The organism is Pseudomonas benzenivorans (assembly GCF_033547155.1).
GTDB lineage: Bacteria > Pseudomonadota > Gammaproteobacteria > Pseudomonadales > Pseudomonadaceae > Aquipseudomonas > Aquipseudomonas benzenivorans_B.
The window spans coordinates 3,694,293-3,707,563 of record NZ_CP137892.1 but is presented as its reverse complement, the minus strand read 5'-3'; the positions used below and the strand labels follow the sequence as shown (position 1 = coordinate 3,707,563).

The following is a 13,271-nucleotide window of genomic DNA, read 5'->3' as shown; positions in this document are numbered from 1 at the left end:
TTTTACGCAACAGCGTGTAGTGATTTTATACACAATGGCCTGTTTACAGACAGTAGTGTATGTAACTAGCATCCCCGCCCCGTGCCTTACCTCTCGCGCTGTCCCGGAGACGCCCATGCCCTTTGTTCGCCCCGTCCAACTCGTCCTCGGCGTTCTCGCCTGCGGCTACCTGCTGCCGGTGGCCCTGGCGGCCGAGGCGCCGCCGCCCCCGGAGGTGCTGGTGGAAACCGCCAAGGTCACGCCGCTGCCCCTGGTGTTCGAGTACCCGGCCCGCACGGCGGGCTTTCGCGAGGTGCAGGTGCGGGCCCAGGTCAGCGGCATCCTGCAGGAGCGCACCTACCTGGAGGGCAGCCAGGTCAAGCAGGGCCAGGTGATGTTCCGCATCGACCCGCGCACCTATCAGGCTGCCCTGGCCCGGGCCAAGGGGGCGCTGGCCCAGGAGCAGGCGCGCTACCGCCAGGCCGAGCGTGACCTCAAGCGCATTCGCGAGCTGCAGAAGAAGGGCTTCGCCAGCGAGAGCGAACTGGACAACGCGATCTCCAATTTCGAGCAGAGCAAGGCCAATATCCAGGCCGCCGAGGCCGAGGTGCAGGCCAAGCAGATCGACCTCGACTACACCACGGTGAAGGCGCCCATCTCCGGCATCACCAGCAAGGAAACCGTGTCCGAGGGCAGCCTGATGGTCGCCGGCGACCCCAATGCCAGCCTGCTGACCCGGATCACCCAGCTCGACCCGATCTACGTCAACTTCGCCGCCCCCGACCGCGACGTGGAAAGCGTGCGCGGCGGCCTGCAGAGCGGCGCCCTGGCCCTGGACGGCGAGCAGATGCGCGTGCAGATCCAGTTCGGCGACGGCTCCGTCTACCCGTTGGAGGGCAAGGTGAATTTCACCGACAGTCTGGTCGACCGCAGCACCGGCACCGTCAGCGCCCGCGCCGTGGTGCCCAACCCCGAGCAGGCGCTGCTCCCCGGCCAGTTCGTCCGCGTGCTGGTCAAGGGCATCAGCCTGCCCGACGCCATCACCGTGCCGGAGCGCGCCGTCGCTCAGGGGCCACGCGGCACCTTCGTCTATGTGGTCGACGAGCAGGGCATCGCGCGTACCCGCCAGGTCAGCACCGGGCGCACCGCGGCCGGCCGCTGGGTGGTGGAAAGCGGCATCCACGAGGGCGACCGGGTGATAGTCGAAGGGCTGCCCAAGGTGCGCCCGGACATGCCGGTGAAGGTCGCCGATGGCGACGGGCCGTCCGGCAAACGGTCCTAAGGAGCGCATCCGGTGATCTCACGCTTCTTTATCGACCGGCCGATCTTCGCCACGGTCATCTCCGTCATCATCATGCTGGCCGGCCTGCTTTCCATGCGCGCCCTGCCCATCTCCCAGTACCCGCAGATCCTGCCGCCGCAGGTGTCGGTCAGCGCCACCTATGCCGGGGCCAGCGCCCAGGTGATCGCCGAGACCGTGGCCGCGCCCCTGGAGCAGTCGATCAACGGCGTCGAGGGGATGATCTACCAGCAGTCCAATTCCGGCGGCAACGCCATGAGCCTGGCGGTGTACTTCGAGGTGGGCACCGATCCCGACCAGGCCACCATCGACGTCAACAACCGGGTGCAGTCGGCCCTGGCCAAGCTGCCGGAGGAGGTGCGCCGGCAGGGGGTCAAGGTGGAGAAGAAGTCCTCGGACATCCTCCAGGTGGTCACCCTGTTCTCCCCGGACGGCTCGCGTGACCCGGTGTATATCAGCAACTACGCGCTGATCAACGTGATCGACGAACTCAAGCGCCTGCCCGGCGTCGGCGACGCCCGCCAGTTCGGCTCCAAGGACTATTCCATGCGTATCTGGCTGCGCCCGGACAAGTTGGCGCAGTTCAACCTGACCCCCAGCGACGTGGTCGCGGCCATTCGCGAGCAGAACTCGCAGTTCGCCGCCGGCAGCTTCGGCCAGCAGCCGCTGCAGCAGGCCCAGGATTTCACCTACACCGTGACCACCCAGGGCCGCTTCACCGACCCCGAGGAATTCGAGAACGTCATCCTGCGCTCGGATGCCACCGGCGCCAGCCTGCTGCTCAAGGACGTGGCGCGGATCGAGCTGGGCGCCCAGGACTACTCGCTGATGACCTCGCTCAACGGCCAGCAGAACGCCGCCTTCGGCATCTACCTGCAACCCGGCGCCAATGCCCTGGATACCGCCGAGGCGGTGCGCAGCACCCTCGAGCGCCTGTCCCAGGACTTCCCCCAGGGCATCACCTACAAGATTCCCTACGACACCACCAAGTTCGTCAAGGTGTCGATCGAGGAGGTGATCCACACCTTCTTCGAGGCCCTGGTGCTGGTGGTGCTGGTGGTGTTCGTGTTCCTGCAGAACTGGCGCGCCACGCTGATCCCCTTGCTGGCCATCCCGGTGTCGCTGGTCGGCACCTTCGCCGGCATGTACCTGCTGGGGTTCTCCATCAACCTGCTGACCCTGTTCGGCATGGTGCTGGCGATCGGCATCGTGGTGGACGACGCCATCGTGGTGATCGAGAACGTCGAGCGCTCGATGGCCGCCGACAAGCTCGGCCCGCGCGAGGCCACGATCAAGGCCATGCAGGAGGTGACCGGCCCGATCATCGCCACCAGCCTGGTGCTGATCGCGGTGTTCGTGCCGGTGGGCTTTCTCGGCGGCCTGGCCGGGGAGATGTACAAGCAGTTCGCTATTACCATCGCCGTGTCGGTGGCGATCTCCAGCATCGTCGCCCTGACCCTGAGCCCGGCCCTGTGCGCCCTGCTGCTCAAGCCCGGAGAGCACGAGCCGGCGGCGCCGTTCCGCGCCTTCAACCGGGTGTTCGACCGGCTCACCGACGGCTATGCCAGCGGCGTGCGCTTCTTCCTCAAGCGCACCCTGGTGGGGCTGACGCTGTTCGGCGCGATGATTGCGCTGATGGTGCTGCTGTTCAATCGGGTGCCCGGCTCGCTGGTGCCGGACGAGGACCAGGGCTATGTGATCAACGCCTACTTCCTGCCGCCGGCGGCCTCCTTGACCCGCACCGAGGCGCTGACCGGCGCGGTGACTGAGCAGCTGATGGCGCACCCGGCGGTGGAGGACGTGGTCACCTTCGCCGGCTTCGACATCCTCACCTTCGGCACCCGCAGCAATGCCGGGGTATCCTTCGTGCCGCTCAAGGACTGGAGCGAGCGCACCACGCCGGAGCTGGATGCGCGCAACCTGACCCGCGAATTCATGGGCATCGGCGCGGCGCAGAAGGATGGCGTGGTGATGAGCTTCAACCCGCCGCCGATCACCGGCATGAGCACCACCGGCGGTTTCGAGGGCTATATCCAGGACCGCAGCGGCGGCACGACCGAACAGCTGGCGGCCAAGGTCGCGGCCTTCCTCCAGGCGGTCAATCAGCGCCCGGAGCTGGCCGGGGTGCAGAGCACCTTCAGCGCCAACGTGCCGCAGTACTACATCGACCTGGACCGCACCAAGGCCCGCGCCCTGGGCGTGTCGATCAACGATGTGTTCACCGCCATGCAGGCGACCTTCGGCAGCTACTACGTCAACGACTTCAGCCTGTTCGGGCGCACCTGGCAGGTCAGCCTGCAGTCCGAGTCGGAGTTCAGGCGCAAGCCGGAGGACCTGGCCCAGGTCTATGTGCGCTCGGCCGGTGGCGAGTTGGTGCCGCTGTCGAGCCTGGTCAAGGTGCGGCGCATCCTCGGCCCGGACAGCTATGCCCGCTTCAATGTCTACCCGGCGGCGAAGATTCTCGGCGGGCCGGCGCCGGGCTACAGCTCGGGCCAGGCCCTGGCGGCGGTGCAGGAGGTGGCCGGCGAGGTGCTCGGCAGCGACTACAGCATCGGCTGGACCGGCTCGGCCTACCAGGAGCTGGCGACCCAGGGCTCCGGCAGCACCGCCTTCGTCTTCGGCCTGATCATGGTGTTCCTGATCCTCGCGGCGCAGTACGAGCGCTGGACCCTGCCGCTGGCGGTGGTCACCGCGGTGCCCTTCGCGGTGTTCGGCGCGATCCTCGCGGTGTGGCTGCGCGGCATCGACAACGACGTGTACTTCCAGGTCGGCCTGGTCACTCTGATCGGCCTGTCGACCAAGAACGCCATCCTCATCGTCGAGTTCGCCGTGCTCTGCCGGCAGCAGGGCATGGGCATCCTGGAGGCCGCCCTGGAGGCCGCGCGGCTGCGCTTTCGGCCGATCATCATGACCTCGCTGGCCTTCGTCCTCGGCGTCATGCCGCTGGTCGTCAGCAGCGGTGCCGGCTCGGCCAGCCGCCACTCGATCGGTACCGGGGTGCTCGGCGGCATGCTGGCGGCGACCGTGCTGGCGGTGTTCCTGATCCCGATGTTCTACCTGCTGGTGGAGTCGCTGTCGCAGAAGCTGAGCAGGGGACGCAAAGCCGCGGAGGTGGCAGAGTCCTAGATCGGCTTGGCGGCCTGCCGCCAACCCCAGTTCCACGCCGTCGGTAGGCGCGGGTGCGCCGTAGCCCGCCCGCGCTGCCGGCCCCAGCCTCTGCCATTACCTATCCGGACCCCCATGCCATTACGCCTGCTGTTGATCCTCGGCGCCTTGAGCGCCTTCGGCCCTCTGGCCATCGACTTCTACCTGCCGGCCTTCCCGGCCATGGCGCACGCCTTCGCCAGCGACGTCGAGCACGTGCAGCTGTCCTTGGCCGTCTACTTCGTCGGCCTGGCCATCGGTCAGCTGATCTATGGCCCCCTGGCCGATCGCTTCGGTCGGCGTCCGCCGCTGCTGGTCGGCGTTTTGCTGTTCGCCCTGGCATCGCTGGCCTGTGCCCTGGCGACGAGCCTGGAGTGGTTGATCGTCGCGCGCTTCGTCCAGGCCCTGGGCGGTTGTGCCGGCATGGTGGTGACCCGGGCGGTGGTGCGCGACCTGTGCGATCCGATCGCCTCGGCCAAGGTGTTTTCCCAGCTGATGCTGGTGATGGGCATCGCGCCGATCCTCGCGCCGCTGGCCGGCGGCCTGCTGCTCGGCAGCCTGGGTTGGCAGTCGATCTTCGTCTGCCTGGCGTTGTTCGCCGCGCTCTGCCTGCTGGCGGTGGCCCTGTGGCTGCCGGAGACCCTGAGCCGGGAGGCCGCGCCGGCGCCCCTGCGCGGTGCCCTGGGCGAGTACCGCCGGCTGCTGGGCGATCGCCCCTTTATCGGCCACGCCCTGACCGGCGGCTTGTCGATCGCCGGGATGTTCGCCTATATCGCCGGCTCGCCCTTCGTCTTCATCGAGCTGTACGGAGTGGCCCCCGCGCATTACGGCTGGCTGTTCGGCAGCAATGCGGCGGGCTTCATCCTCGCGGCGCAAGTGAATGCCTGGCTGGTGGCGCGCCACGGCCCGGGCCACTGGCTGCGGCGGCTGGTGTGGTTCTATCTGGGCTGCGGCCTGGCGTTGCTGAGCCTCGCCATGGCCCAGCCGCCGGCGCTGTGGCCGCTGTTGCTCCCGCTGTTCGGCTGCATCGCCAGCCTCGGCGTGCTGCTGCCCAACGCCACGGCCTGCGCCATGGCCGGCCAGGGGCGGCATGCCGGCAGTGCTTCTGCGCTGCTCGGCAGCCTGCAGTTCGCCATTGCCGCCAGTGCGGCGGCCCTGGTCGGTGCGCTGCACGATGGCACGGCCTGGCCGATGGCGGCGGTGATCTGCGGCTGCGGCGTGCTGGCCACCCTGGCTTCGCGCCTGACTTACCGGGTCGAGCGTCGCGCCAGACCGTCCTAGTGCGCTTCGGTCACCAGGTATTGCTCTTGCGCGGGCAAACTGTGGGGGGCTTGCAGGCGGGCTTGCAGGGTGGTGAAAAACTGGCGGGCTTCGGCCTCGTGGGCAAAGGTCACCACATGCTGGTCGAGGGTGACCTGCCAGCGGAGTCCTTGAGGGGTATGCACTTGCTGGATCTGGACGTTCATCGGCGACTTCAACCTGGACGGTTCGTTGTGAGCGACAAGGGCATGGCGGCAGCCTGACGCCTTTGGGGCGGGGCGTGGTGCGGGGATGCCGGAAATCGATTCTAGGCGAAAAACGTGACGTATTTACTGATCTGAAACAGTCAGCGACGGCTCGGTGGGACTGTGCTGGGCCGCCAGTCCGGCCAGCTGGGCGAAGTCGCTGGCCAGGGTGATGTCCGCGGTGCTGGGCCGCTTGGGCCGGTCGTAGTAGGTGGCCAGGGTACCGATGACCCGGCCCTGTTCATCCTTGAACGGCAGCGACCAGCAGGCATGCAGCCCGGCGGCGCCTGCTGCGGTTCGGTAGTCGCGCCAGTAGGGGTGGCTGGCGAGGTTCTCGGCGATCAGCAGTTCGCCGCTGCACGCGGCGTGGCCGCAGCAGCCGACCTCGAGTTCGGCCGGCATGCCGTCTATGGCCGCGCGATAGGCCGCGGACAGGTCGGGGGCGGCGGCGAGATGCAGACGTCGCTGGTGGTCCTGCAGCATGATCGATACGCGCATCGGCGGGTTCAACGTCTGCAGGTGGCGGCACAGATCCTCGAGTATCCGGGCCAGCGGTCGGCGCTCGAACAGGGCTTCGAGCAGCGCGCTGCGGGCCTGTTGCAACTGTTGCTTGAGATGGTGCTCGTGGTTGTCGCGCAGGCTGCCGCTGAGGCGGTTGTCCGCCCGGCGGCGAAGTTGCAGCTCGACCCAGCGTAGCTGCCCGTGGCGGGTCAGCAGGCGGTAGTCGCCGCGCAGGGCGGCCTGTTCGCCCTGGGCGACGGCGCTTATCTGCTCGCTCAGGCGGGCGGCGTCCGCGCTCTCGAAGAAGCGTGCCAGGGGGCGCCCGAGGCTTTCGTAGCCGATATAGCCGCTGAGCTGTTCCCAGGCCGGGTTGAGGAAGTCCAGGTGGCCGTCGGCATCGGTCGCGACAATCACCTCGGCCAGCTGCTCGACCAGTCCGCGGTAACTGGCTTCGCTGGCGCGCAGTCGCTCATCCAGGCGCTTGTGTTCGCTGATGTCGATATCGATGCAGTAGAGCTCCGGCTGGTCGCGGCTGTCGAGCCGCAGCGAACGGCTGGAGTAGACCCATACCGTGCTGCCGTCCTTGCGCTGCAGCGGCATTTCCCCGGCCTGGGGCGGCGGCCCGCCGAGTAGCCAGTGGTTGAGGGCGCTGGCCACCTGGTTGCGTGCCGGCAGCGGTACGATCAGGTCCTCCAGGCGCTTGCCGATCGCCTCCTGCACGCTGTAGCCGTAGAGCTGGGTGCTGGCGGCGTTCCAGTAGACCACCCGGCGCTCGCGGTCGTACCCCTGCACGGCGAGACGCGGGGTCTGCTCGAACAGCTGGCGAAAGCGCTGCTCGCTTTCGCGCAGCGCCGCTTCGTCGCGCTTCTGGGCGCTGATGTCCTGCAGGGTGCCGAAGATCTGGCCGTCGGCGTCGACCTCGCCGCGCAGCATCAGCCAGGTAACCTGCCGCCGGTGCGGCTGGTGCAGGCGCGCGCCGATGCTCAGTGCCTGGTGCTGCACGAGGAGCGCCTGAACGGCGCGTTGCACGGCCTGGCGTTCGGCGGGATGGAGCCAGCCGAGCAGCTGTTCGAGGCTGCTGGCGGCGTTACCGGCGTCGCGTCCCAGCAGCTGCAGCGCCTCGGGGCTCCAGTGAAACTGTCCGTGGTATTCCCAGCTACCCAGGGCGGCATCGCGGCGGGCCTGTTGCAGTTGCCGCGACTGGTGCGTCAGGGCCCTCCGCAACTGCCCCTGTTCCTGACGGTTGCGGCGGACGAGGAAGAAGATCAACAGGCCGCTGCCCAGGACGAAGGTCAGGTCCTTGAGCGTCTGCAGGCGTGCGCTCAGCACGGAGTCGGAGACCGTGGCGGCCAGGAGGGCGTCGCTGGACAGTATCCAGAGGGCGCCGGACAGGGCGTAGAGGCCGGCCAGGCGCAGCGGGGTGAATCGTTCGGGTCGCATCCTTACCACCGATAAATAGGATGTTCGCGGGCGCGTGCCGGGCTGTGCCAAACAGCTGCACGGAGCTGATTGCAGTCGAGCTGGGGGAGGACCGAGCGCGGGGAGGAAGGCGCCGGGCACCGCAACCGGACGTCAAGATAGCAGGACCGCGAAGCAATTGCCCTGGGCGATGCGTCTCAGTTGCAGATAGTTGAACTGGCGCAACCTACGCCGGTGGCGCCAGGCCAATAAGCGGGGTGTCCAGCATGCCGGCAGTGGCGCGCTGGGGGCGACAGCTTGGGGCGGGAGCCGCGGGGTGGCGGGGCCGCGCGAGCGATTGGGCACGCCCGCCAGGCCGTGGGCGCGCATGGCCCCTGGCGGGGCCATGCCAGGACTCAGAAACCCTCGAGGACGATCTTGCCGCGGGCCTTGCCGCTCTCCAGCAGGACATGGGCGCGGCGTAGATTGGCCGCGTCGATGCGCCCGAAGTGTTCGCCGAGGGTGGTCTTCAGCACGCCGGCGTCGATCAGTTCGGCGACCCGTTCCAGCAGGCGGTGCTGCTCGATCATGTCGAGGGTCTGGAACAGCGAGCGGGTGAACATCAGCTCCCAGTGCAGCGACAGGCTCTTGCGCTTGAGCGGCATGATGTCCAGCGGCTGCGCCGGGTCGTCGATCAGCGCCAGGCGGCCCTGGGGCGCCAGGACCTCGACCAGTTGCGCGTAGTGCTGGTCGGTGTGGGTCAGGCTGGCGACATGGCTGACCTGGGGCACGCCGATGCGCGCCAGCTCCTCGCTCAGCGGCTTGCTGTGGTCGATCACATGATGGGCACCGAGTTCGCGGACCCAGGCCTGGGTCTCCGGGCGCGAGGCCGTGCCGATCACCGTCAGCCCGGTGAGCCGGCGCGCCAGCTGGGTGAGGATCGAGCCGACCCCGCCGGCGGCGCCGACGATCAGCAGGCTCTGGCCCAGGTCGGCCTTGCCCTCGACGATCTGCAGGCGCTCGAACAGCAGCTCCCAGGCGGTGATCGCGGTCAGCGGCAGGGCGGCGGCCTCGGCAAAACCCAGGCTCTTCGGCATGTGGCCGACGATCCGCTCGTCCACCAGATGCAGCTCGCTGTTGGCCCCGGCGCGGTCGATGGCGCCGGCGTAGAACACCCGCTCGCCCGGTTGGAACAGCGTCACTTCGCGGCCGACCGCCCGGACGACGCCGCTGGCGTCCCAACCGAGCACCTTGGCCTCGCCGTCCTGCGGCGCGACATGGCTGCGGATCTTGGTGTCCACCGGGTTGACCGAGATGGCCCGGACCTCCACCAGCAGGTCGTGGGGGCCCGGCTTGGGCTCGGGCAGCCGCACGTCCTGCAGCGACTCGGTCTGTTCGGCGGGCAGGGACTGGTAATAGGCGATGGCTTTCATGGGGGCTCCTCTGAAGGGCTCAGGCGATGCGTTGCATGAGTTGCAGGTCGACGTTCTGCAGCCACTGACCGTAGTGGCTGGTGAAGGCCAGGTAATGCGCACTGCGCTGGTGGGCGGCCAGTGCAGCGGCGTCTTGCCATTGCTCGAGCATCACGAACACCCGCGGATTGTCGCGATGGCGATGCAGGTCGTACTGCAGGCAGCCGGCTTCGGTGCGGCTGACCGCGACCAGCAGGCGCAGGCCCGCCTCGACGGTGTCGGCCTGGCCGTCTTGGACGCTGATGGTGGCGACAAGGGTGAGCGGGGCGGGCATGGCAGGGTTCCGGTGTAGGACGGTGACCATGTTCGATTATTTGGCTGGCGAGAAAAACGGCGGATAAGTAGAGTCTGTTTCAATATTCCTTTGAAAATGGGGCGCCCATGCTGCGTTTCGATGACCTGCAGCTGTTCGTGCGTACGGCGCAGAGCGGCAGCCTGTCCGCCGCCGCCCGCCTGCTGGACACCTCCCCGGCGGTGGCCAGCGCCGCGCTCAAGCGCCTGGAGCAGCAGCTGCAGGTGCGTCTGTTCGTGCGCTCCACCCGCAGCCTGCGCCTGACCGCGGAGGGCGAGCTGTTCCTCGAACATGCCCGCCAGGCCCTGCAGAGCCTGGAGCTGGGGTGCCAGCAGCTGGCCGGCAGCAAGGCCGAGATCAGCGGGCCGCTGCAGCTCTCGGCCCCCTCGGATTTCGGTCGCAACACCCTGCTGCCCTGGCTCGACGAGTTCCAGCGGGTCCATCCGCGCCTGCAGTTGCGCCTGCAACTCGGCGACCGGGTCAGCGACCTGTTCCGCGAGCCGGTGGATATCGCCCTGCGCTACGGCGCGCCGGAGGACTCCAGCCTGGTGGCTCTGCCGCTCGCCGCGGACAACCGTCGGGTGCTCTGCGCGTCCCCGGACTACCTGGCACGCCACGGCGAGCCGCAGGGGTTGGAGGAACTGGCCCGGCACAACTGCCTGTTGTACATGCTCGGCGGTCGCTTGCATGAGCGCTGGCGCTTCTCCGACGGCCGCCGCGAGCAGAGCCTGACGGTGGCGGGCGACCGCAGCAGCGACGATGCCGACGTGGTGCGCCGCTGGGCGGTGGCCGGCTGCGGCCTGGTGTACAAGTCCTGGCTGGATGTGGCCGGCGACGTGCAGGCCGGGCGGCTCAAGGTGTTGCTGCCGCGGTGGCGGGGCGAGGCCACACCGCTCAACCTGATCTGCGCCCACCGTGCGCAGTTGAGCAAGCCGGTGCTCCTGTTGCGCGAGTTCGTCCAGGCGCGTTGCGCCGAATTGCTGGCCAGGGCGCCTTGGTCGACCTAGGCTTGTTGGCAAACGCACTGCGGCAATCGGCCACGTCTCGCCGCTTTGTCGTGATGCCGCCAACTGCTAGAGTCGCGCCCCATGAAACTGGCCCGTACCGACCGCTCGCTGATCGCCTGGATACTCTATTTCGGAGTTCTGTTCGGCGCGTTCGCCTGCAGCATCGGCCACGGCCAGATGGCCGGCCTGCAGCTCAGCGGCCTGGATGCGCAGTACTGCTCCTTCGAGGGCAACTTCGGTGCCGGCGCCGACCTGACCGGTTCCGGCATCGCCCCGGTCAACCCGGCCACGGGCTCGGGTTGTTCCCTCTGCTCCACCTTCGGCGCCCTGATCCTGGCGGCCTTCTTCGGCCTGCTCGGGTTGCTCGGCGCCGCCGGCCAGCGCTTCGCGCCGTCCTCGTTCGCGCCGCGTCCGCTGCGCTATCTCTGGCCCTCGGCCAACCCCCGCGCCTCCCCCTGGCTCGCCTGAGCCCGCTCTGAACCGTCGCGCCCAGGCGCCGCGGTCGACCCATAACGACATTCGAGCGATCTATTGCCGAGCGCGTCTGCCGCGTCCCTGGGCGTGGCCGGGCGCTGGCGGCACGCGTGCAACAAGGGGAGACACCCATGCGTCATCTATCCAGCCTCAGCCTGCTGGCACTGAGCATCGGCCCGGCCTGGCTCGGCCTGGCCGGCGCGGCCCTGGCCGAGCCGGTGCAGCTGCAGGACAGCAGCGTCATCGGCCGGCAGCAGCCCGACCCCACCGCCCCCACCATCGCCGAGAAGCGTGCCGCTTTCGCCCGTATTCCCGGCGGCGCCGCGGTGGTCGATGCCGAGACCTACAAGAGCGGGCGCAGCAGCACCCTGCAGGACGCCCTGGGCATGGCCACCGGGGTGTTCATCCAGCCGCGCTTCGGCGCCGAGGAGGCGCGCCTGTCGATTCGCGGCTCGGGCCTGCAGCGTACCTTCCACGGTCGCGGCCTGTTGCTGCTGCAGGACGGCGCGCCGGTCAACCTGGCCGACGGCAGTTTCGATTTCCAGACCATAGAGCCGCTGGCCGCCGAGCACATCGAGGTGCTGCGGGGCGCCAACGCCTGGCGTTATGGCGCGGCCAACCTCGGTGGGGCGCTCAACTTCGTCAGCCCCACCGGCAAGACGGCCCCACCGGCCAGCCTGCGGGCCGAAGGGGGCAGTTTCGGTTACCGGCGCCTGTACGGCGCCTTCGCCCAGGACTTCGGCGACTGGGACGGCTTCGTCAGCCTCGGCGACTACGCCCAGGACGGCTTTCGCGATCACGCCCGGCAGGACAGCCAGCGCTATTTCGCCAACCTCGGTGGGCGGATTAACGAGCGTCTGTCGACCCGCTTCTACCTGACCCATGTGCAGACCGACTCCGAGCTGCCGGGCAACCTGACCAAGGCGCAGCTGCGCCGCGATCCGCAGCAGGCCTCGGCCAGCAGCCGCAGTGGCGACCAGAGGCGCGACTTCGACCTCAACCGCCTGGGCAACATCACCAGCCTGCAACTCGAGGGCGGGCACAGCCTGACGCTGTCCAGCTTCTACAGCGAGAAGTCGTTGTTCCACCCGATCTTCCAGGTGCTGGATATCGACAGCGCGGACTACGGCCTGCGCCTGGCGCACCAGTGGCGCAGCGACGACGGCTGGCGCTGGGCCGGCGGCGTCGAGGCCAGCCAGGGGCGCAGCTGGGACTCGCGCTACCAGAATGTCGGCGGGCACAAGGGGCGCAAGGTCAACGAGTTGCACCAGACCGCGCGCAACCTCAATGCCTTCGCCGAGCTGGAAGTGCCCCTGGCCGAGCGCTGGGCGTTGCTCGGCGGCCTGGCCTGGTTGCATCAGGAGCGCGACGTCGACGATCGCCTGCGGTGCAACGCTTTCGTCCCGGGTTTCTGCCTGGCCCAGGACGAGTCGTTCCAGCAGACCTATGTCGGCCGCACCGGACGTATCGGCCTGCGCCATGACCTGGCCGAGGACGTGCAGCTGTTCGTCAACCTCAGTCAGAGCTTCGAGCCACCGACCTTCAGCGAGCTGACCGGCGGCCAGGTGCTGAGCCAGAACGAGGCGCAGCGGGCCGATACCCTGGAGACGGGCCTGCGTTGGTCGCGCGACAGCTTCGATCTGGACCTGGCGCTGTATCGCAGCGAGATCCGTGACGAGCTGCTGTCGCTCAACGATGCCGCCGGCAACCCCCAGGGCACGGTCAACGCCGCGCGCACCCTGCACCAGGGCATCGAGCTGGGCGGCGCCCTGCGCCTCGGCCAGCTCGTGCTGCGTGGCCAGTACCTGTTCAACGATTTCCGTTTCGACAACGACCCGGTCTACGGCGACAACCGCCTGGCCGGCATCCCGCGCCAGTTCCTCAAGGGCGAGGCGCTGTGGCAGCAGGGCGGTTGGTACGCCGGGCCGACCCTCGAGTGGGTGCCGACCCACTACAACGTCGACCAGGCCGAAACCCTGTACGCCGAGGGCTACGCCATCTGGGGGCTGAAGGGCGGCTACCGGCCTGCAGACGGCCTGGGCTTCTTCGTCGAGGGCCGCAACCTCGCGGACAAGACCTATGCCGCCACCACCGGGGTGATCGCCGATGCCCGCGGTCAGGACAGCGCGCAGTTCCTCCCCGGTGACGGCCGCGCCCTGTACGCCGGCCTGGAGTGGCGGCTATGAGCCGCCGTCGAGT

10 protein-coding genes are annotated in these 13,271 nt (G+C 68.6%); 6 read left to right on the top strand and 4 right to left on the bottom strand.

What is annotated here, in order from left to right; genetic code table 11:
- The first annotated feature begins 115 nt into the window (after window positions 1-115).
- The 3 genes from SBP02_RS17115 (at window position 116) to SBP02_RS17105 (ending at window position 5,704) form a co-directional block, all read left to right on the top strand.
- On the top strand, window positions 116-1,261 hold the full coding sequence (locus tag SBP02_RS17115) for an efflux RND transporter periplasmic adaptor subunit (RefSeq protein ID WP_318643567.1): 1,146 nt from the start codon (window positions 116-118) through the stop codon (window positions 1,259-1,261).
- 12 nt (window positions 1,262-1,273) lie between these two features.
- Complete coding sequence (locus SBP02_RS17110; RefSeq protein WP_318643566.1) at window positions 1,274-4,405, top strand: efflux RND transporter permease subunit; 3,132 nt, start codon at window positions 1,274-1,276, stop codon at window positions 4,403-4,405.
- A gap of 114 nt (window positions 4,406-4,519) precedes the next feature.
- Window positions 4,520-5,704, top strand: a complete 1,185-nt coding sequence (locus tag SBP02_RS17105; RefSeq protein WP_318643565.1) for a Bcr/CflA family multidrug efflux MFS transporter — start codon at window positions 4,520-4,522, stop codon at window positions 5,702-5,704.
- On the opposite strand, the gene SBP02_RS17100 is transcribed toward SBP02_RS17105, so the two are convergent.
- The 4 genes from SBP02_RS17100 to SBP02_RS17085 all read right to left on the bottom strand — a co-directional run bounded on the left by SBP02_RS17100 (window position 5,701) and on the right by SBP02_RS17085 (window position 9,573).
- Window positions 5,701-5,889, bottom strand: a complete 189-nt coding sequence (locus SBP02_RS17100) for a hypothetical protein (RefSeq protein WP_318643564.1) — start codon at window positions 5,887-5,889, stop codon at window positions 5,701-5,703. The genes SBP02_RS17105 and SBP02_RS17100 overlap by 4 nt on opposite strands.
- Window positions 5,890-6,012: 123 nt before the next feature.
- Window positions 6,013-7,869 carry a PAS domain S-box protein gene (locus tag SBP02_RS17095; protein ID WP_318643563.1) on the bottom strand — a complete coding sequence of 619 codons (1,857 nt, stop codon included), beginning with the start codon at window positions 7,867-7,869 and terminating at the stop codon, window positions 6,013-6,015.
- A 374-nt stretch (window positions 7,870-8,243) separates the two neighbouring features.
- The gene (locus SBP02_RS17090) at window positions 8,244-9,260 is read right to left on the bottom strand and encodes a zinc-binding alcohol dehydrogenase family protein (RefSeq protein ID WP_318643562.1); all 1,017 of its coding nucleotides are present in this window, start codon (window positions 9,258-9,260) and stop codon (window positions 8,244-8,246) included.
- A gap of 19 nt (window positions 9,261-9,279) precedes the next feature.
- Window positions 9,280-9,573: a putative quinol monooxygenase gene (locus SBP02_RS17085; protein WP_318643561.1), complete on the bottom strand. Its 294-nt coding sequence runs from the start codon at window positions 9,571-9,573 to the stop codon at window positions 9,280-9,282.
- A 107-nt stretch (window positions 9,574-9,680) separates the two neighbouring features.
- On the opposite strand from SBP02_RS17085, the gene SBP02_RS17080 reads away from it, so the two are divergent.
- The 3 genes from SBP02_RS17080 (at window position 9,681) to SBP02_RS17070 (ending at window position 13,258) form a co-directional block, all read left to right on the top strand.
- Window positions 9,681-10,598, top strand: coding sequence for a LysR family transcriptional regulator (locus SBP02_RS17080; RefSeq protein WP_318643560.1), 918 nt, complete (start codon window positions 9,681-9,683; stop codon window positions 10,596-10,598).
- Window positions 10,599-10,679: 81 nt separating this feature from the next.
- The gene (locus SBP02_RS17075) at window positions 10,680-11,066 is read left to right on the top strand and encodes a DUF2946 domain-containing protein (protein ID WP_318643559.1); all 387 of its coding nucleotides are present in this window, start codon (window positions 10,680-10,682) and stop codon (window positions 11,064-11,066) included.
- A gap of 137 nt (window positions 11,067-11,203) precedes the next feature.
- Window positions 11,204-13,258, top strand: coding sequence for a TonB-dependent receptor family protein (locus SBP02_RS17070; RefSeq protein WP_318643558.1), 2,055 nt, complete (start codon window positions 11,204-11,206; stop codon window positions 13,256-13,258).
- Window positions 13,259-13,271 lie beyond the last annotated feature (13 nt).

Bases quoted from the DNA above. Each gene is read 5' to 3' on its own strand.
- SBP02_RS17085 (WP_318643561.1), bottom strand. From the start codon at position 9,573: ATGCCCGCCCCGCTCACCCTTGTCGCCACCATCAGCGTCCAAGACGGC.
- SBP02_RS17115 (WP_318643567.1), top strand. From the start codon at position 116: ATGCCCTTTGTTCGCCCCGTCCAACTCGTCCTCGGCGTTCTCGCCTGC.
- SBP02_RS17100 (WP_318643564.1), bottom strand. From the start codon at position 5,889: ATGAACGTCCAGATCCAGCAAGTGCATACCCCTCAAGGACTCCGCTGG.
- SBP02_RS17070 (WP_318643558.1), top strand. From the start codon at position 11,204: ATGCGTCATCTATCCAGCCTCAGCCTGCTGGCACTGAGCATCGGCCCG.
- SBP02_RS17075 (WP_318643559.1), top strand. From the start codon at position 10,680: ATGAAACTGGCCCGTACCGACCGCTCGCTGATCGCCTGGATACTCTAT.
- SBP02_RS17105 (WP_318643565.1), top strand. From the start codon at position 4,520: ATGCCATTACGCCTGCTGTTGATCCTCGGCGCCTTGAGCGCCTTCGGC.
- SBP02_RS17080 (WP_318643560.1), top strand. From the start codon at position 9,681: ATGCTGCGTTTCGATGACCTGCAGCTGTTCGTGCGTACGGCGCAGAGC.
- SBP02_RS17090 (WP_318643562.1), bottom strand. From the start codon at position 9,260: ATGAAAGCCATCGCCTATTACCAGTCCCTGCCCGCCGAACAGACCGAG.
- SBP02_RS17095 (WP_318643563.1), bottom strand. From the start codon at position 7,869: ATGCGACCCGAACGATTCACCCCGCTGCGCCTGGCCGGCCTCTACGCC.